The organism is Paenibacillus sp. FSL R7-0189 (assembly GCF_037969925.1).
Lineage (GTDB): Bacteria > Bacillota > Bacilli > Paenibacillales > Paenibacillaceae > Paenibacillus_AQ > Paenibacillus_AQ odorifer.
Window position 1 is genome coordinate 3,739,913 of the sequence record NZ_CP150223.1, and the last position, 20,163, is coordinate 3,760,075.

15 protein-coding genes and 1 pseudogene are annotated in these 20,163 nt (G+C 43.5%); 5 read left to right on the forward strand and 11 right to left on the reverse strand.

What is annotated here, in order from left to right:
- Window positions 1-8: 8 nt before the first annotated feature.
- Window positions 9-1,547, reverse strand: coding sequence for a class I SAM-dependent methyltransferase (locus tag MKY63_RS16225; protein ID WP_076148211.1), 1,539 nt, complete (start codon window positions 1,545-1,547; stop codon window positions 9-11).
- 570 nt (window positions 1,548-2,117) lie between these two features.
- On the opposite strand from MKY63_RS16225, the gene MKY63_RS16230 reads away from it, so the two are divergent.
- The 3 genes from MKY63_RS16230 (at window position 2,118) to MKY63_RS16240 (ending at window position 6,424) form a co-directional block, all read left to right on the forward strand.
- Window positions 2,118-2,477 (forward strand): hypothetical protein, encoded by a 360-nt coding sequence (locus MKY63_RS16230; RefSeq protein WP_076099427.1) that lies wholly within the window; start codon window positions 2,118-2,120, stop codon window positions 2,475-2,477.
- 45 nt (window positions 2,478-2,522) lie between these two features.
- Entirely contained in the window at window positions 2,523-4,487 is a 1,965-nt protein-coding gene (locus MKY63_RS16235; RefSeq protein WP_339809309.1) for a collagen-like protein, read from the forward strand.
- Between the two features lie 431 nt (window positions 4,488-4,918).
- A complete protein-coding gene (locus MKY63_RS16240; protein ID WP_339809311.1) occupies window positions 4,919-6,424 on the forward strand; it encodes an exosporium glycoprotein BclB-related protein in 1,506 nt (501 codons plus the stop codon).
- A 73-nt stretch (window positions 6,425-6,497) separates the two neighbouring features.
- Here MKY63_RS16240 and MKY63_RS16245 read toward each other — a convergent pair whose 3' ends face one another.
- From MKY63_RS16245 to MKY63_RS16275, 7 genes and pseudogenes are all read right to left on the reverse strand, one after another.
- Window positions 6,498-9,842: a DEAD/DEAH box helicase gene (locus MKY63_RS16245; RefSeq protein WP_076106011.1), complete on the reverse strand. Its 3,345-nt coding sequence runs from the start codon at window positions 9,840-9,842 to the stop codon at window positions 6,498-6,500.
- 81 nt (window positions 9,843-9,923) lie between these two features.
- Window positions 9,924-10,613: a TetR/AcrR family transcriptional regulator gene (locus MKY63_RS16250; protein WP_036685015.1), complete on the reverse strand. Its 690-nt coding sequence runs from the start codon at window positions 10,611-10,613 to the stop codon at window positions 9,924-9,926.
- A 57-nt stretch (window positions 10,614-10,670) separates the two neighbouring features.
- Window positions 10,671-11,720, reverse strand: coding sequence for an ABC transporter permease (locus MKY63_RS16255; RefSeq protein WP_038573070.1), 1,050 nt, complete (start codon window positions 11,718-11,720; stop codon window positions 10,671-10,673).
- Window positions 11,717-11,869, reverse strand: a pseudogene (locus MKY63_RS16260) (ABC transporter ATP-binding protein); the annotation flags it as partial. The gene MKY63_RS16255 and the pseudogene MKY63_RS16260, both read right to left, overlap by 4 nt.
- Before the next feature lie 480 nt (window positions 11,870-12,349).
- Window positions 12,350-12,901, reverse strand: a complete 552-nt coding sequence (locus MKY63_RS16265; protein ID WP_339809312.1) for a hypothetical protein — start codon at window positions 12,899-12,901, stop codon at window positions 12,350-12,352.
- On the reverse strand, window positions 12,898-13,107 hold the full coding sequence (locus tag MKY63_RS16270) for a hypothetical protein (RefSeq protein ID WP_339809315.1): 210 nt from the start codon (window positions 13,105-13,107) through the stop codon (window positions 12,898-12,900). Before MKY63_RS16270 ends, MKY63_RS16265 begins: the two co-directional genes overlap by 4 nt.
- A gap of 619 nt (window positions 13,108-13,726) precedes the next feature.
- Window positions 13,727-14,707: an SDR family oxidoreductase gene (locus MKY63_RS16275; protein ID WP_339809317.1), complete on the reverse strand. Its 981-nt coding sequence runs from the start codon at window positions 14,705-14,707 to the stop codon at window positions 13,727-13,729.
- Between the two features lie 625 nt (window positions 14,708-15,332).
- Here MKY63_RS16275 and MKY63_RS16280 point away from each other — a divergent pair.
- Window positions 15,333-16,466 carry a zinc-dependent alcohol dehydrogenase gene (locus MKY63_RS16280; protein ID WP_339809318.1) on the forward strand — a complete coding sequence of 378 codons (1,134 nt, stop codon included), beginning with the start codon at window positions 15,333-15,335 and terminating at the stop codon, window positions 16,464-16,466.
- Between the two features lie 91 nt (window positions 16,467-16,557).
- Window positions 16,558-16,731, forward strand: coding sequence for a Tn3 family transposase (locus MKY63_RS16285; RefSeq protein WP_339809320.1), 174 nt, complete (start codon window positions 16,558-16,560; stop codon window positions 16,729-16,731).
- A 137-nt stretch (window positions 16,732-16,868) separates the two neighbouring features.
- Here the strand turns inward: MKY63_RS16285 and MKY63_RS16290 are convergent, their stop codons facing one another.
- The 3 genes from MKY63_RS16290 to MKY63_RS16300 form a co-directional block, all read right to left on the reverse strand.
- Window positions 16,869-17,627 (reverse strand): phosphotransferase, encoded by a 759-nt coding sequence (locus tag MKY63_RS16290; protein ID WP_339809322.1) that lies wholly within the window; start codon window positions 17,625-17,627, stop codon window positions 16,869-16,871.
- 260 nt (window positions 17,628-17,887) lie between these two features.
- Window positions 17,888-18,526, reverse strand: coding sequence for a hypothetical protein (locus tag MKY63_RS16295; RefSeq protein WP_339809324.1), 639 nt, complete (start codon window positions 18,524-18,526; stop codon window positions 17,888-17,890).
- Entirely contained in the window at window positions 18,510-20,162 is a 1,653-nt protein-coding gene (locus MKY63_RS16300; RefSeq protein ID WP_339809326.1) for a hypothetical protein, read from the reverse strand. Before MKY63_RS16300 ends, MKY63_RS16295 begins: the two co-directional genes overlap by 17 nt.
- Window position 20,163 lies beyond the last annotated feature (1 nt).

Consider the following 20,163-nt stretch of genomic DNA (forward strand, 5'->3'; position numbering starts at 1 on the left):
AGGTAGATTCAAAGATATCTTGGTAGTTGATTTTTCACTTTAGTAAACTCTTCATCATAAAGAAAATCTAAAAGCTGGTTACATTTATCTACACTTTCAATTAGATATTTCTTCTTCTCCAATTGATTAAATGTCTTATTTCCAGTCCAAATCCCATCATCGTGCTTTCTATAAACGGTCATAGGTTTATTAATATAACCGATGTCTCCAAACTGAGAATAGAATATATTTAATATCCAATCCCCAACAAAGGAGGAGGTAAATAGATCATCTGGGATTTGATTCAGGTAGCTCGCATCGTAAAAACAACAGGAGATGTTTCCGATTATATTAGACTGAATGATATCTACAGTAGTATAAATCTCTTTAGTTTTAGCGTGCTGTAAGGGATGAGGTCCAAATACACCTTGGTTCTCCCAATATAAAATAATACTATCAAACGAAAGTGCACATTCTGGATGGCTTCCTAAGAAGTCTATGTGCTCTTGCAGCCTATGTTCTTCATTCCAATAATCATCACCATCGATTAATGCTAAAAAGTCACTCCCGTGGCAAGCTTCCAATAGGCGTTGTAAATTCTTAACCATTCCCACATTTTCTTCACCCTTTAAGAATACAAGGTTTACTCCATTAGGAATCGGAGAGCTTTTAATAAACGACTCGATATACTCGGCTGTTTTGTCTGTCGATTTATCGTCACAGATAACGATTTTTAAATTAAAGTCACCTTTTTGAGTCACAATAGATTGAAGACATTGTTGAATATATTTTTCATGGTTATATGCAAGAACACCTACGTTAACCGTAGGTTTCTTTTTTTGTATTTGTTGTTCAATATTACGGAGCTTAGTATAAAGACTTTTTAGCTTTTTTGAGGTTAAATTTGCAAGGTCTACATTTTTTTGAGTTTTTTCTTTTTTCATTAGAATTCCATAATACATCGTTTCGAATAAAACAATATAATCCTGTTTAATATCGTCATAGCATTGTCTTACTGAATCCCAATGGATATCATCAAAAACAATGAATCCCCCGTCTTTAATAAGCGGAGCATAATTGGTGAGATCCTCAAGAACATGCTTATATTCATGATTGCCATCTATATGGAGCATATCAATTTCGATATGTTGTAAATCTATAACAGCTTCGGATGAGGTTTTTCTGATTAATTCAATTACATTTTTAAGTCCAAATGCTTCTCGCTTTAAAATAAAATTTATATATAGATCTTCGAAATTTAATTTTTCAACAAAGTGATTTACTTGATCTCTTAAGTTTTCATCAATATTGTATTGCATGGCTTCACTGAGCTCATAGGGGTCTATTCCATAAGCAGTTCCAGTATTATCTTTAATAGCTTGTGATACAGAAAAGATACTTCTTCCTTTATAAACACCAATCTCCACATAATTCTTAAGGTCGAATTTCTTGATTAAGTATGCCATAACATAACATTTATTCAGAGGGCTCCCCCCTCCAAAATCATGTAAGGAAGAATCAGTTTGTATTTCCATAACTCTTTGAAACAAACTATTCCTGTTAATCATTATTTACCCCCTCATGATCCAGACAATTGTTGTACAACCTGTCTAGCTTCACCAACCTGAGCAGTACACCTTTTTATAGGTGATCTACACATTTTTTTGAAGTTTTTTGGAAAGATGTACTTCAAAAGAATTTATCTAATTATTCTATTCCGTCTGAGGATTTTTGTGACATGAAAATTAATATAAGTGAAGAATAGCTCTGAAGACATGTTCTGGTTTAGCTATAAGGCACATCTTTTGATTGATTGCAAAAGTCAGTATATCTTAACAGTGATGCTTTCTTCCGGCAACGTTGTAAGGATAGCGATACAATAACAGTGGATTTTGAGCTTGCTTGTCTAATGTATACAGCATGTAAATTAACAGTTTAGTAGATTGCGGGTATAGGAAATGAGTTCTTCAATAAAAAAATCTGACAATTCTATGTAAAAACGTCCACACGTAACTTTAAGCTACGAATATTTCTGTATAGAGCTGTATAGAGCAGTATATAGCTAATCATTTCGAATCATAGAACTAATGTTGCCGTACTAAACTTTCAATTTGTAATAGAGGGGAGGAACAAAAAAGATGGCAATATATACAACAGGACCTATAGATAACAGTTCTTTTATGGGAGTTAGAGAGACACAAATCGTAACAGTGAACATAGTAAATCGCGATGCTATCAATCCTTATAACCTTGTAATTCAAGGTTTTGTATTAGATGTAGTAAGAACGATGTATGTGAATGAAACAGTAAATCTAGCACCCAATCAAGTCTTAACTAAGAACTATTTTGCCGACTTAGACGCATTTGAATTTGTGTTTACAACAGTAGAAGAAGTTGAAGCAGAGATTGGGATTTCAGTCTGGGGAAAACAGAATTCCGGAGCATTGGTAGATCCTCATCGCATAGTTGCATGGGAGAAGCAGGCAGTATTAATTTAATAATTCTTTTAGTGAAACAGTTAACGTTAAAGGAGTGATGAGGAATTGAGTTATTTATCTACCGGACCGATAGACAATAGTATGGTAGGGGGTGTAAGACCTACTCAACATGTTACTGTCAAAATTGATAACCGAAGTGACGTTGATTCATCAATGGCTCTTGTTCAAGGATACTATATGGATGGGACAAGAACTTTATATGTAAGTGAGCTGGTAAATGTAGCACCTAATGAAGTCATAACACGTGATTATTATGCTGATTTTGAAGCGTTCGAATTTATATTTACAACTACAAGTCTGGAAGATGATCCGATTCAAATCTCAGTCTGGGGAAAAAATAGCGTTGGCCAAATCGTGACTGCTCATCGACTTGTGCATACAGAGTTACTTGGTGCAACGCAAGGTATAACTGGCGCGACAGGAGCAGATGGAGCAACTGGGGCGACTGGTGCAACTGGAGCGGATGGAGCAAGGGGAGCTACCGGGGCAGGAGTGACTGGAGCAACTGGTGCCGATGGAGTAACAGGTGCGACTGGTGCAACTGGAGCGGATGGAGTAACGGGTGCTACAGGAGCAGGAGAGACCGGAGCTACAGGAGCAGATGGAGCAACTGGAGCGACTGGAGCAACGGGAGCGGCTGGAGTAACAGGTGTGACTGGAGCAGGAGAGACCGGAGCTACAGGAGCAGATGGAGCAACTGGAGCAACTGGAGCGGATGGAGCAACGGGAGCGACCGGGGCAGGAGTGACTGGAGCTACAGGAGCAGACGGAGCAACTGGTGGGACTGGAGCGACTGGAGCGGATGGAGTAACGGGAGCGACCGGGGCAGGAGAGACAGGGGCAACAGGAGCTGATGGAGCAACTGGCGCGACTGGTGCAACTGGAGCGACTGGAGCAGGAGAGACTGGAGCAACAGGAGCGGCCGGAGTAACGGGAGCGGCCGGAGTAACAGGTGTAACGGGGGCAACAGGAGCAACCGGGGCAGGAGTGACTGGAGCAACGGGAGCGGCTGGAGTAACAGGTGCGACTGGAGCAACAGGAGCAGATGGAGCAAGGGGAGCAACCGGGGCAGGAGTGACTGGAGCAACAGGAGCCGATGGAGTAACAGGTGCAACAGGGGCGACCGGAGCAGGAGAGACCGGAGCAACGGGGGTAACAGGAGCGACCGGAGCAACGGGGGTAACAGGAGCGACCGGAGCAGATGGAGCAACTGGCGCAACGGGTGCTACAGGAGCAAATGGAGCAACGGGAGTGTCTGGAGCAACAGGAGCAGATGGAGCAACAGGTGCGACTGGTGCAAATGGAGCGGCTGGAGCAACGGGAGCCACCGGAGCCACCGGAGCAGGAGTGACGGGAGCAACAGGAGCGGCTGGAGTAACAGGTGCGACTGGAGCAACTGGGGTAGCAGGGGCAACCGGAGTAACCGGAGCAACAGGAGTAGCTGGAGTGACCGGGGTAACAGGTGTAACTGGAGAAACTGGAGCAACGGGGATAGCAGGGGCAACAGGAGCAACCGGACCGAACGTTCAAGCTGAGGGATTTTCTGCACGTCTGTCATCTTTGGCAGTTGCTGCTTCTTCTCAACTTACGGGATGGACTGTGACTTCTCCTTCTTTTACTAGTCCGTCCTTCAATCCAGTTTCGGGTAATTACACAGTTCCAACAACAGGCAGATATTCTATTGAAGCGACCATCAACTATTCCACAACGGCTGCGCTTTCGATAAGTCTTGGGGCAGGAGTCAATCCTGCTTTCGTAGTTCAGAGAACTACCCCTATAGCAACAAACTTAATAACTGGTTTGTTCCCTATACTGGACGTGAATGTTGCGCTTGTATTGAGTTTAAGAGCAATATTAGGAAGCGGAACAGTAACGCTAGCTGGAGAATTTTCACTGACGGCTGGGGATGTTATTGGATTGTTCTATGTAGCGAATGGCTTGACCTTAAATTTGAATCTGGGTGGTGCCAACACATCAGGGATTGTATGGTCTATTCATGAATTAACTTAAATTATCTCTAAGTTAGATGTATACAATAGGGGTAACTCGGTAGCTATTAGTATGGCTTTCCGGGTTATCTCTATTTTTGTTAAGGATATGTCGCGAGTCGACTGGAGCGAAAAAATGTTTTTTAGAATTATATCTTACTGTACTACCATTATGAAAATTCAAGCGACTTCAATGTTTCTAAAATATATTGGTAGTTTTTAAATGGATGTCCACACCTTAATTCAAAATAAGAATAATACTATAAAGAGCCAAAAAATATGAACTGATTTGTAGGCTCATAGATTATCAACTTAGAGCAGGTGGGAGGAATGATTATAGATAAAACCCTAGTTTATACGAAACTCTTGAGGATAGTTTTGTTCAGGTGAGTTGATTTTCGAAATTCAAATAATACGAGTATTATAATTTCATAAAAAATGAGGTGTTGAAAATTGAGTCAACTATCTACTGGTCCCATAGAAAATAATCTGGTAGGCGGCGTAAGACCTACTCAGCTTATTACTCTTAAAATTGTTAATCAGAGCGATGACACTCCGTCAACGGTTCAAGTCGAAGGTTATTATATGAATGGGACAAGAACTTTATATGTAAGTGAGCTGGTTAATGTAGCTCCTAATCAAGTAATTACTAATGACTATTATGCAAACTTTGATTCATTTGAATTTTTATTCACAACACCTACTATGATTGATGATCCCATTCAAATTTCAGTTTGGGGAAAAAGCAGCACAGGCCAACTAGTGACTGCTCATCGCCTTGTCTACTCTGAATTATATGGAGAAAATATAGGAATTACAGGTGCTACTGGGGCTACAGGGAGCGTTGGTGCAACGGGAGCAACAGGTGCTGGCGTAACCGGAGCGACAGGAAGCGTCGGAGCAACGGGAGCAACAGGAAGTGCTGGAGCAACGGGAGCAACAGGAAGTACTGGCGTAACGGGAGCGACAGGAAGTACTGGCGTAACGGGAGCGACAGGAAGTACTGGCGTAACGGGAGCGACAGGAAGTACTGGCGTAACGGGAGCGACAGGAAGTACTGGAGCAACGGGAGCAACAGGAAGCGCTGGAGCAACGGGAGCAACAGGAACTGCCGGCGTAACGGGAGCGACAGGAAGTGCTGGTGTAACCGGAGCGACAGGAACCGCTGGAGCAACGGGAGCAACAGGAACCGCTGGAGCAACGGGAGCGACAGGAACCGCTGGAGCAACGGGAGCAACAGGAAGTGCTGGCGTAACGGGAGCGACAGGTGCTGGCGTAACGGGAGCGACAGGAAGTGCTGGTGTAACCGGAGCGACAGGAAGTGCTGGTGTAACCGGAGCCACAGGAAGTGCAGGGGCAACGGGAGCAACAGGAACTGCCGGCGTAACGGGAGCGACAGGAAGTGCTGGTGTAACCGGAGCAACAGGTGCTGCTGGCGCAGGCGCAATCATTCCATATTCTTCTGGACTTCCAGTTGCTATGACCACTGTATTAGGGGGTCTTTTGAATACTTCAAGTGCAGTTGGTTTTGGTAGCAGTGCGACCAATATCAGTATTACAGGCGGTACTATAGATCTTACTGGAGCGGCTGGAACCTTGCTGAACTTTGCGTTCTCGGTTCCTAGAATAGGAACGCTTACGTCTATGGCAGCCTATTTCAGTGCGACATCTTCCGTTAGTTTGGTGGGTTCTACGGTAACAATCACGGCTCAATTATACAGATCTACTACACCTAACAATACCTTCACAGCAGTACCTGGGGCTTTAGTTACGTTAAGTCCTCCGCTTACAGGATTAATTGCTCTTGGAACTATTAGCAGTGGTAATACCACAGGCTTAAGCATTCCTGTAACTGTGGGAGAACGCTTGTTGTTGGTCTTCACTTCGACGGTCACGGCTGGCATTGACGTTGCAACTACTGTTGCTGGCTACGCTAGTGCAGGAGTTACAATTGCATAATCTGAAGAAAAGGGATATCCCGATAGCCATAGAGGCTGCAGGATATCCCTGATTTTTTCTCAAACATTGTTATTTAGATCATCAGAATCTCCCGGATGTCTTGCTCTGTGAGGGTAGACAAGCTTTCCTGACCTGGCTGGATGACCTCATCGATCAAGTTCTTTTTCTTCTGCTGCAGCTCATACATCTTGTCCTCTACGGTGCCTTGGGTGACTAGACGAATTACTTGTACTACATTTTTCTGTCCGATCCGGTGAGCCCGATCCGCTGCTTGCTGCTCGACGGCAGGGTTCCACCATAAATCGTAAAGGATTACAGTATCTGCCCCAGTTAAGTTGAGCCCGGTCCCGCCGGCCTTTAAGGAGATTAAGAAAATATCCCGCTCTCCTTCATTAAATTTATTACATAAATCTACTCGTTGAGAAACAGGCGTTTGACCATCTAAATAAAAGTATGGAATGCCCTGATATCCTAGTTCACGCCCAATCAGGCCCAGCATCTCTGTGAATTGTGAGAATACTAACATACGTTTACCCGAACTGCGACATTCTTCTATGATTTCGAGCAGCTGCTCGAATTTAGCAGAGCTTCCTTCATATCCATCGACAAAAAGAGCAGGGTGGCAGCACAACTGGCGCAGACGAGTTAGTCCCGCCAGAACTTTGATCCGATTATTATTGCCGAAACTATCTTGGGTCAAATGCTTAAGCGCCTCTTTTTTCAAACGGGCAAGATAAGCTACATATAACTTTTTTTGCTCCGGCAGCAGTTCACATGCTTGTACGGACTCAATTTTGTCCGGAAGTTCCTTTAACACATCACTCTTTAAGCGCCGCAGCAAAAAGGGACGCGCCCGCTTCGCAACCGTTTCTCTTGGTAAATCGTGAAAAGCTTTTTTGCCTGGAAATAACCCAGGGAACACGGTGCCGAAAATGGACCATAAATCTTCCAACGCATTCTCCACAGGAGTACCCGTAAGTGCAAAACGGTGCCGGGCTTGAAGCGCCATTACAGCTTGGGCTGTCTGTGTAGTATGGTTTTTTATAGTTTGTGCTTCATCGAGAATCAGGGTATGAAAAGACTTTTTGGCATACAACTGAACATCTCTGCGGAGCAACGGATAAGAGGTGATGATTACATCAGCTTTTGCTGTATTTTTTAAAATCCGCCCGCGCTCGATTAGACTACCGTCTGCAATGACAGCTTTGATCTCTGGCGTGAATTTTTTAAGCTCATTAAGCCAGTTATAAGTGAGAGACGCAGGAGCGACAATTAGGGCAGGCAGCCCATTCTGGCGGATCTCTGGAAGTTCTGACAGTAGAAAAGCGATACTTTGCAGCGTTTTGCCTAACCCCATATCATCCGCCAAAATACCACCAAAACGGTAATGGGCCAACGTCTTCAGCCACTGAAACCCATACTGTTGATAATCCCTTAGCACAGGAACCAGACTGTCAGGTATAGGGAAATCAAGATTCTCCGGATTCCGCATGTTCGCAAGTAACCTTTTAAAGGATCTGCCCAGCTTAATGGAGTCACTCTTAGCATCCGTGGAGGTCAAATGTAACCCACGAACAACGGGCAGAGAAAACTCCACCCCTTTGATCTCACCTTCCCGGATGCCTATATCATTCATAAAGGTAATGATTTCTTGAAGCTCCTCGCTCTCCAGCGGTAGCAGGGCTCCATCAGGCAAGCGGTAGTATCTGCGTTTTTCCTGCAGGGATTTCAGAACCATAACAATCTCAGCTTCTGGAATCCCGCCCATATCGAATTTAAAATCAAGCCAGTCCGTCTTTTCATTCCAACTAATGCTCACCTTTGGGGGTGTAGTGCTCGTGAACAGTCTTGCTTTGACTGCGGAGGTCGCATAAACCGAAAGTAGCGGTTCCAGCAGCGGAATGGTATGGTACAAAAAATCGTATTCGCCCTCTTCGTCTGTCATAATAAATCCGCCTTCGGTTTTAGCGAAAGATTCGTGCTCCATCAGCTCCAGAATGCGAGCTTCTCCCTCCCCGTCTCGTAAAAGAATCAAATTCGTCCCGCGAACATGGGCTTTTTCATCTAAAGGGTTGATCACAATGTCACCATATTGGAACTCTAGTCCGGCGAGCAGCCGATCTCTTACACGATCCAGATAAAGTCTCGCGATAAGCCTATGTTGAACAATCCGATCCGCAATGGAGTCGGCGATATGGACGTTGCCCAGCTTTTTCAGACCAGGAATAACCTTGTCCATAAAAGACTCCATTTGCTCGGGGGCAATATCGATACCATTTCGGCGGGAGGAATCCAGCATTTTTTTCATTTCAGCAAGGCGTATACATTCTTGAGGGGATAGCTTCAGCAACTTACCTTCCGATAGTACCATCCCGTAATCTTCTAAGACCGAAATCTGCTCAAGTCCTTGAATATCCAGATGATATCCATCCTCTTCTGCCTGTTCAAATTCAAAGCTGAGTGGAGGCGCCTCATTAGACACATGGATGCCTTCGTATAGCATCTCTTCTTGTTGCAAAAATACCGAAGAGACCTCTGAAAGCGCAGGCTGAAGTGACTCCCAGAAAAAAGGAGGGACGGCCAGTAACCGATCTCCCCCAATACTCCCCCCATAAGGTGAGTAAGGAGTGACGTTGTCTCGGTACATTTTTTCATTTAATACAATATCAATCAGCTTCTGTAGAACAACATTATCTTCCTTCCGAAAGCTGTAAATGGCAGGATCATAGATAAAATGTTTCGTGAATTCAAAGGATTCTCCGCGGTGTACACTTTCTAGAAATCCTCTTATTTTCTGAACAATATATAGACGTTTTGGACCGACTTTCATTTCTATACCCAGCATGGTGTGGCTATAACTATAGGTGAATGGCTTGCATGTAAACTCTATATTTAGAGGAAGTCTGTTATCTACAAAAGCCCCCGTACCGCTAGGACGCGGTGTATGGTTGCCGAACATCCCCAGTAGGCTGCTCACGAGCTGTTGATCTCTGGACTTTCCCCCGTTGTCTCGCGCAGTATCTGTAAAAATACGTGGGGTTAGAATCTCAGTATCTTCTATAGAAGACAGGTGCGAAGCTCCGGTAAGCTCTGAACGATCTCGGCCATTTTTAAGGGCGTCAACGTTGATTAGCACAGCCGCGATATGTTTACAGAATGGCCCGCCATGGGAGTAGGCTGGACAATTACACTCTGCCTGGACGTCCCCATCAATATCAATGACCACCATAACTTCATAGTCGATCGCCCCCTGAACAATGGCTTCATATCGAGAGCGGGGCAAATCTGGAATGGAGTCATTGTATTCTTCAACTTCAATTATATCGACACTTTCAGTTTGGTAATAAGCTAATCCTTTTTCAAAAATAGACTTGCCGCACAGCAGTTTGATTACCCGTTCTGATACACTAAAGCCCATAACATAATTCCTTCCTCATAACTTGATCTTGAAAAGTCCGAATTTAATATAGTACTTATGATAACAGAACGGGAGTGCGCATCAAATAGGGGGTGTTGTTTTACTTATTCCATGCATGATAAAAGCGATCGTCAGGTTGATTTCTTCCTCATCATTCCAGTCCTTATCTGGCTGCAGCAGCAAGCGATTCATCAAATAACCTACGACAGATGAGAGTGTGAAGCGTATAAGTGTGGGTGTAGGCACCTCGATGATTTCACCCTTTTCTTTAAAATGTTCAACAATATCAATCACGCGCTCCAGTATTTTGCTAAGAATATTCTCTACAAACTGCGCTCTAACTGTTGGCTGAAAAGGAATCTCCTGAATAAGAATCTTAAGAATTTTAAAATTCTTGCGGGCGAAATCCAGCCGATTGATCATAAATGCCCTCAGGAACTCTTCGAAGCTGTCGTAGGGCATATCGAGCACGCCGTTGAAATTCCGCAGCACAAAAGGCGCAAGCATGCGACTCATGGTAGGACCTACTATGGCAAGCAGCAGATCATTTTTAGTCTTGTAATAGCGAAAAATCGTTCCCTCCGCCACGCCCGCTTTCTGAGAAATTTCACTCGTTGAAGTCGCAGAGTATCCTTTTTCGGAAAATACCTCAATCGCCGCTTGTAGAATAGAAATCTGCTTCGGTGTCAGTTTCTCGTCTTTGCCAAGGGTCAGCAGCTCTTCTATCCACTGCTCTTCTATATTTTGTTCCGTAGAAACTTGCTCTTTCATTACAATAACCCTCCATGCTTGATTCATTTTGTTTCAATGATAATAGCTTTTGTAAAGTTACATTTTGCGATGCTTGCGCAGTGCCAATACATTCAGCAGCATAAATAGCAGCGAAAATCCTATTAGTACATAGACATCCAGTGCAATTGCGCTCCATCCTTTGCCACGGACCATAATGTCCATCAGAGCTTCTGATCCGTAATAGATCGGTGTAGCGAGGCCAACGCGCTGGAGCCACAGTGGAAGGGTATCGAGCGGGAATAATCCACTGAGGAAGATTTGTGGCACTATAATGAGCGGAATGAACTGAATCATCTGCAACTCATTGGCTGCAAAAGCCGACAGCAGTGTGCCCAACGTCAGCGCTGTCATCGATAGGAGTAATGTGATCAGCAATACGTAACCAAAGCTGCCTGTCATCATAATGCCAAGAATCTGTATGGAATACCATGAGATCAATAGCGCCTGAAAAACGGTAAATATGCCGAAACCACATACATACCCGAGCACAATCTCCCATCTTTTTAATGGAGTCGAAAGTAGGCGTTCAAGAGTGCCTGTGGTTCGTTCCCTTAAGAAGGATACACCTGCAATCAAGAATACGAAAAAGAAAACAAATACGCCAATCATAATGGGACCGAAACGGTCGATCGTCTTCATATTCTCAGAACCGTAAAGATAGCTGATCTGCGGCTGTAATTGTTCCTTTGTGCTTGGAAGAAGCTTCTGGGAGATTTGTTGAAGCGTCATGATTACTGCCTTGTTGGCTGTAGGGTTGCTACCTTCTAACAGCACTTGAGGCGTAACTTGCGAATCTCCGGCGGTTCCGTTCAAAGTGATCAAAGCGTCAATTTTCCCTTCTACTAAAGCTTCTTTTCCCAGCTCTACGCTGGCATATTCTTTGATGGTGGCATTTTGTTCTTTTAACGCAGCTGACATATTTAGCGGTACACCGGACACACCGATTTTTGGTTCATAGGCGTCACCGTTGAAGACCAAGCTCATTAAGCTTAGAACGAGGAGTGGTGCAATGAACATTAACGCCATCGTTCTTTTATCATGAATAAATTGTCGCAAAATCCTTAAGGTGATTGCTCGGATTCTCATGAACGCACACCTCCAAAATATAAAAAGGCTTCTTCAATAGAAGCTGAACCGGTGGCTTGCAGCAGTCCGGCAGGCGTGTCGGCGGCAAGTAGCTTGCCATCACGGATCATTCCGAGCCGGTCACATTTTTCAGCCTCATCCATGACATGCATATCTCAAAAAAATACTTGCACAAGATGCTTTGTTTGTTTATGCTACCTTGCTACATATAGGTGAATGACCAATGCATTCGGTGCACACGATTAAAAGATGCACGAATGAAGGGGGTTCTATTTAATACATTGCACAACATACGCTTCGCCATGATCACCGGCGCTCACACGCTTCAAGCCCGTGTTGGTCCCTAGGCCGTACAGGGGAAAGAATCGCCTCTTTTGAAGTGTATCCCGATCAAGTATTTCTCTATTGGCCACCGTCTTAAATTGCTCCGTGAAAACCGACTCGTAGATCTGCCTCTTTCAAGATGTCCAACAAGCTCGTCATCGGCCAGCGCCGAATCATTTCGCCTTTAAACTTCGATAGATTCATCGGTTCCGCTTGGGGCTCTAATGGAGAAACGACGATCCATCCGCCGGCCTTTTCTGTTATGAGAACCTTTGGATTCTTCGGCATCCCTGCGTTGAGCTTTTCTAGTCCCTCATTGCTTGTTTGAGCGTTGCGATAAATGTTTCCGCATCAAGTGGTTGCTTCAATGCTTTGTAATTTTCCTCCCGGCGTTCTTCAAAATCACTAGGCAGGTCTTCGTCCGGATTTCGATAACGATTTGCACCAACCACCCAAATTTCTTTGCACCGCAGTTTATCCCGGAGAGCTTGAAGGGCACTGATCTCGTAGTTCATACGATTGATGTGGTCCTGACCCTTTTCGTCTTTCTCCACCACGATTTCCCGATTCACGCTTCGAATGACTCCTTCAATGGGGATGTCTTCGGAAATTGGAAAGTAATGCATCCCGGAGTCAGCATACTTTTGAATCAGTTCGAGGGCACGGATCACCGGTCGATGAACGTTGTTGGAACGAAAATCTAGGATACTTAATATTTCCTGCACCATACGGCGGTAATGGCTGCCATAGGAAGCTCGGATTACTGTATGGATTATCTCCCGGTAAGCCGGACCGGTATTTTTAAATTCTTTGTTTAAATCATTCAAGGTCTGCTCGCTAACAACAGGGATAATCACATCGGAGGCTCCACCTTCAGTTCCCGGAATCGGCCATAAACTGAATCTTTCACATGCTCCCACTCTTGGCTATGGTGTAGCACATGTTGGTGCAGCCACTCAGCTACCTCTTGACTATCCTGAACGGAGGCTTCCCAAAATTCAAAGAACTCACGAATTTGTATGCGGTGGTTTAATCGTTCTCCCACTCCAATCGTACTTGGCATATAGTTCGGATTCGCAAAAAATTTGCTTAGCGATATATGTTAAAAGAAAATAAAGTGTTAGACAGGACGCTCTTACACCATATGGCTTTTTAATCTTTCCAAACGTTAGATAGTATAAGATAAGTTTTAGACTGATTATAGGAATTGAAGCAGCGCCAGCCAAGGACGAGAAAATAAGGTCCTAGACTGACGCTGTTTTCATTGTTTCATTCAACTAATATTCATCATCGTCGTCATCATTTGACTATATACCGATCAATTCATCCAGGGGTCCCGCCAACATTTTAACGAAAATATACGCTAAGCCCTTGGAGGTCACCAGTTTAGCGTTTTTTCTTACTCTAAGTACAGTCCGGTACAGTCCGGTACAGTCCGGGTGGCATAGCCCGGAAAATGGACTTCCACACTGTGTATAAAAGTCTTTTGTCTGTTTTATTTAGATTATTGGATAATTCGGCTCGTATTTTGGGTAGCAATAGTATGGTGGTCTAAGTGCTATTTTAGGCATTGGCCAGGAATCCTCCATATAGACCATCTTTACTTTTTCATTTGAATGGTTTACTAGCAATAGCTTTACTTCTGGATTAAATTCATATCTCAAAATGGTACCCCCCTTCCACTAGGAATGTGTGGATTCTCCCCCATCAACATGAAGAACTTGACCAGTAACAAAACGAGAATCATCAGAAGCAAGATAGACAAAGGTTGGTGCGAGTTCAAATGGATGGGCAACACGTTCCATTGGATTAAATGCTCCATATACAGCGACTTGGTCTGACGAGAAACTTGCTGGAATAAGTGGGGTCCAAATTCGGCCGGGGGCGACGGCATTGACTCGGATCCCTTGTTTCACGACATTTTTAGCCAAGGCACGTGTCCAACCAACTATTGCGCCTTTTGTGGCCGTATAATCAATCATTTGCTGCTCACCAACATACGTCACCACTGAAGAAGTGCCAATGATTGAGCTGCCTGGTTTTAAATGAGGAAGCGCTGCTCTTGTTGTGTAAAAATGAGAGTATATATTAACTTTGAAGGTGTCATCGAATTGCTCATCTGTAATGTCAAGCAGACTTAGTTGTTGGAATTGGATACCAACGTGGTTACAAAGAATATCGAGACGTTCAAACATGTTTACTGTTTGTTCTACAATGGTGATGCACTGTTGTTTGTCTCGCAAGTCACCAGGCATTAGAAAACAACGTTGTCCGAGTTGTTCAATCCTCGTTTTTGTTCTATTTGCATCCTCATGTTCATCTAAATATGAAATAGCAACATCTGCCCCTTCTTTAGCAAACGCAATTGCTACCGCTGCACCAATACCACTGTCACCCCCTGTAATAAGTGCTACTTTTCCTGTTAACTTTCCACTCCCTTTATAGTTCGGGTTTTCGATAATTGGAAGGGGCACCATATATTTTTCCACTCCGGGATGGTGCAGCTGGCGCTGTTCAGGTAAACTTATCGGAATTTCTTCGTAACGTGTGATTTTCCCATAGTTAGGGTAAATGGGATAAGGTTGAGTTTTCATGTTCGCTTTAAACATTTGTTGCATTTGCTTTATTTGGTCTAATTGACGACTTTGATCATTTTGATCCATGGGAACCTCCTATAGAAATAATTTTCTTCTATAGAATGTTTATGTTGTTCTTGCTTGCCTCATGCAATTTGAAGATATGGTATCGATCTCTGCGGGGCCGAGTCAATTAATTGCGGCTCTCTGCGATGAAATCGGATTGGAAGACATCATCAACCGCTCGCTCACGTGGGAACCGACCTACTGTAAGGTGTCACCGGGCACGCACGTCAAAGCGATGATCATCAACATTCTCTGCTCCCGGATGCCTCTGTATCGCATCGCTGTGTTTTACGCGACCCAGGATACCGTGCAGTTATTCGGTGTGGGGTGCGAAGCAGCTGTCTTCAATGACGATGCCTTGGGGCGTACGCTTGATCGACTGTTTGAAGCGCAAAGCTGGAAGGTATACTCCGAATTGTCGCTCGCCGTGCTGCGCACGTTAGGCTTGCCATTGGATCGATTGCATGCCGACACCACATCCTTTTCTCTGCAAGGGGACCGCGTGTGCTGCAAATCTACAAAGGGCAAGCCGCAGCCCTCTGGAAAATTAATTCATGCGGAAAGCCGGGACTATGTATATTATTTACTTTCTTTGTTGACCATAGTTAGGAGTGTAAACAGGATTAGAAATAGGAGGGCTCTGCATATGAAGGCTGTAACTTATCAAGGACCAAATCATGTACAGGTTAATCAAGTAGAGGATGCAAAATTAGAGAAAAAAGACGATATTGTAGTTAAGATTACTTCTACTGCTATTTGCGGATCTGATTTGCATTTATATCAAGGTAACATGCCATTACCCCCAGGATATATTATTGGCCACGAACCAATGGGTATTGTGGAAGAAGTTGGACCTGAAGTCACAAAAGTAAAAAAGGGAGACCGTGTTGTTGTTCCCTTTAATGTTTCATGTGGACATTGCTTTTATTGCCAACATGAAATGGAAAGCCAATGCGATAACTCAAACCCTCATTATGATTCTGGCGGATACTTTGGTTATACTGAGAAGTTCGGTAACCATCCGGGTGGTCAGGCTGAATACTTAAAAGTCCCTTTTGGAAACTTCACTCCCTTTGTTATCCCGGAGTCATGCGAATTGGAGGATGAGTCACTGCTCTTTTTATCGGATGTTCTGCCAACAGCTTATTGGAGTGTAAAAAATGCAGGTGTAAAATCAGGCGATACAGTTATAGTTCTTGGATGTGGACCTGTTGGATTGATGGTACAAAAATTTGCCTGGATGGAAGGTGCAAAACGTGTAATAGCAGTTGATTACTTGGATTACCGGATCAATCATGCGAAAAAGATGAACAATGTTGAGGTATTTGAGTTCACAAAATACCCTGATATGGGCGAACATTTAAAAGAGATCACACATGGTGGGGCAGATGTCGTCATCGATTGTGTAGGTATGGACGGAAAGAAATCACCCCTAGAGTTTCTGGAACAAAAACTCAAACTGCAGGGCGGAACCCTTGGACCTATTCAAATTTCTACTAAAGCTGTCCGAAAGTATGGAACAGTGCAAATGACTGGTGTTTACGGGGGTAACTATAATCTATTTCCATTAGGTGCATTTTGGATTAGAAATATTAATCTTAAAATGGGACAGGCTCCAGTCATTCATTTTATGCCAGAATTGTTTAAAAAAATAACAAATAACGAATTTGACCCAAGAGATATTATTACACACAAAATGTCCCTTGATGAAGCGAGTCATGGTTATCGAATTTTCAATAATCGTGAGGATGAATGTATAAAAGTCGTTCTAAAGCCGTAATCCTCTTCTCATTCCAAAAAGACTTCATACTTTGTATAGGAGTCTTTTTGTCTGTAAATTTTTTAGTGATAATTCAACTGGTAAATTGGATATGAGTAGTATGGAGGTCCGGCGAAAAATCCATCAGGTATTATATAAACGGGAAGCCATGAACGCATTGGCCAGAGCGATATTCTTCGGCAAACAGGGCGAGCTGCGGGAACGTGCTTATAGGGGCCTGATAAGCGTAATTTATTACTCTAAGGAACCAGCGAAGCTGAGATAACCCGCAAAGTAGTTACCGGAGGTTTCCATACGTTTGCACTTCGTGACAGCTATGCTGGTACTACCCCTTATCGCGGCCTTTAAACGACAAAATGGTGCCGATAGCCATAGCCCCATAGCCGCAACGAAATAATGAGCCTAATCCGACAGTGCCCGCATGATGTTGGATTTCGCCTCTGCCGCAATCGCTTCATTCACGTCATCGACCGCTTGCATTAAGATCAGTATGGGGATGTATACCGCGATCAGACGCGCCAGCAGCTTCGTTTCTTCGTCCGCTCCTCCGTACGTTTCGAAAAACACACAGCGAGCGTAAGGTGGTAAAAAGCTATAAGCAACGCTCAAATCGCAAGCCGGATGGCCTACGCTCAGATCGCCCCAATCAATGATGCCGGAAACGATCCCGTTCTCATTCACAAGCATTTTTTTGAAATGAAGATCGCCATGTAGCAGTGCATTCACCGTCTCGACTCGGTCCTTTTGCAGTCTGCTAATATACGCTTCGATCACACCGGACTCCTCCGGCGACAAGTGTTCAACCAGCTTCGATAGAAAGCCCTCCAATTTCACTTTGCGCGATGCTATGTCCGTCAAGTTTCGATGATCTTGCTGAACTCCACACTTCAGCGCCGCCTGCACCGGAAACTCATGCAATGTCCGCAAAAATTTCGCCAGCGTCTCTGCCGATAAAGCCCGGCGTTCTTCCGTCAAACCGATTGGGAAATCTCCTGGCACGTAGGCATAGCCAAGAAATGGTGCCGGGTATTCGTCACTTGCTTCGCCATAAAACAACGGTTTCGGATAGGGGATGGTCATATATGCCTCCAGCTTCGGCAGCAGCTTCCCTTCCATACGAATCGAGCCAACTGCAATCGTTCTTCTTGGAAACCGGAACACGTACTAGTCACCGATGAGAAAAACCGTATTGTCCCAGCCCCAGCCCATTCGCTTCACTTGCATCGATGACAGCTGATCATTTAGGTTCTGCGGAGATTAAAATAGAAATCGAGTTTTTCTTCACGATTGCTCCGGAATGGGGTGCCTGCTGATCTTGAAATTCTCGGAAAGCAGGAAGGAGCTAAGCGAATAAGCTATAGCTCCATTTTTGCTTCATGGTATTTCGATGGTGAAACGCGATGCGAAGTGGGAATGACGTGTTAAAAACTGTACTCGTCTTCCAACTCCGCAATCTTTTTCTGCGAGGAGGTTCTCTCAGGTTCTGGAAAGTTGCCCTCTAAAGAATCGAGCTTTTCATAAATCTTCTTGTTTTCGTTGAAGTTGATGATATCGGCTGAGATGCCATGCTCTTTGCGTAAATGAGGTTCTAAGCTAGAAACAACAAGCTGGTTATACTTTGTTTCGTAGTATAGTTTCTGGCTTTTTAAGTCCTGTATTTTCTCGTTTTGCTCTGCAAACGAATCTTTTATTTTTTCGTATTTCTTCGATTGTTCTTTGTATTGTTGTTTCTCTTTATAAAGATCTTGGATCAACAACTCTAGTTCGTGAAGGGCGTTGACTAACTTAACATGGTTATCCACGTCATATCCGAGCCTGGTGAAAATGGTCTCAATGCTGGGGAATAGAATCATTTCGTCCGCGTTTTCTCCCATATCTCGAACCAGGGGTTTATTCAATGCATTGAGGTAATCATCAATGCGCCTCTTCCACGTCATGCGGCCAATCCCGGTTTCTCGTTCTAACAAAGAGGGGGTCAATTCTTTGCCTTTGTATTTCGCTTTGATTTCATCAGCTAAATCTTTGAGTTGGTCATCTGTGAAATTAGACTTCCCCGCCATAGTAATCACCTTCACTAATCTTTAAATCTACTAACAATTTGTGATCCATGTATTGCTGTAATTGTCTTGAAGTGTTGGAGAAAGAAGCTTCAGTAAGTGGGTTTGAGAGTTTGCTTAGGCTCTTACTTGTGTTGATCATCAAATCGAGTGTCAAATCGATCTTTTGTTCTAATTCTTTGGAATAACTCTCTAACCAGGTTCCGGCTTGGCGTTCTTCATCGAGTCTTGGCTTGAAGATGAAATTAGTGAGACAAACACGGCAATCTTCTACGCAATCATAAGGGAAGTTTTTACTTTTGCAATACCCATACGTTACTTTGCGGTATTTTTCATTGAGCTCCTCGTGTGAATGCCTGATGAATCGTGCCGACTTATCTCGAAGTTTCTGCCTCCAGCCAAATATACCGTTAGGGATAGTTTCTCCCATCTTCTCACCCATGCCAGTACGCAATAAATTATATACATGTGATTGTGCAAATGTTTTTGCGTGACTGTAATAATTATCTTGGGTTTTTAAGTCTAAATGACCAGCCATTCTTGCGATGGAAAGCATGTTATATCCTTGGAGAAACATATTGATAATCGCAAAATGTCTAGTGTGAGCAGGTATTATTTGCATAGAGGCGTGCTCGTTGTATATGTCTTCAACGACTAGTTTATAAAATTTTTTGAGTAAACTATGGAATTGGGTGGATGTTACTCTATCTTGAAATGAATCCGATCCATCAATAACTTTACGTGGCCAATATGATTCATAAGATCGTTCGTGAAATTCCAAAGAACAAAGATAGGGTGATTCGATGCCCAATTGCTTTTGGCGAAGGATAAACTCTTGAATAAAGAAATAGATATCCTCAGTGATTTGAATGCTTTGGTAATGAACGGCCTCGCCCTCACCGTTTTTTATTCTTGGAACCTCGATGTAATGGTTTCCGTTCTTGGTCTTTAAACAATTTGTTTTTAGTAAGGTGAATTCGGTTGGTCGCAAAGGGATGATGTTTGTAACGACCCAGAAAATTTGGATGGGTTTAAACACCAGATGATCTTCTATGGGTGTTCTTCGGAAATAATCATTCACGATCCTGTCGAATTCGATGATGTCATCTAATTCGGGTAAATCTCTGTTTTTTGTATCTACTCGAGAAATATTGTAGCAGCGTTCTAAGAATTCCTGTCCGTTTTTTATAGGATAAAAATTCAAATAGTTTATCATATGGCGACTGAATCGGTATGCTTGTCCAGGTGATGTGATCTCCAAATGAGATAAGAATGAGTTGAACTTATCGACTTTAAAACCGTTTGTTTCAAGAATAATTGTTTTTAAGCTTTCTAGAGTCAGCTTTACCGTGCTTGTTGCTTTTGACATGGCCAGTTGACTTGCGATGAAACATTTGAGTGATATTTGTAATTCAGCGTACACATCTAATTCAAACCGTAAGGGGACAATCACATTTTTTATCTCGTCAAAAGTGTACCAATGTCGATCACTAAATTCACCACGTTCGATGATACCTAGTGCTTTTAAACTATCAAATATATCTGTATACTTTGAGATTTCTTCAGTATGAAACACCACATCTTCGATCATGATAGTTTTTAATGTTCCGCTAGAATTGATAACTTGCTTTAACTCCATA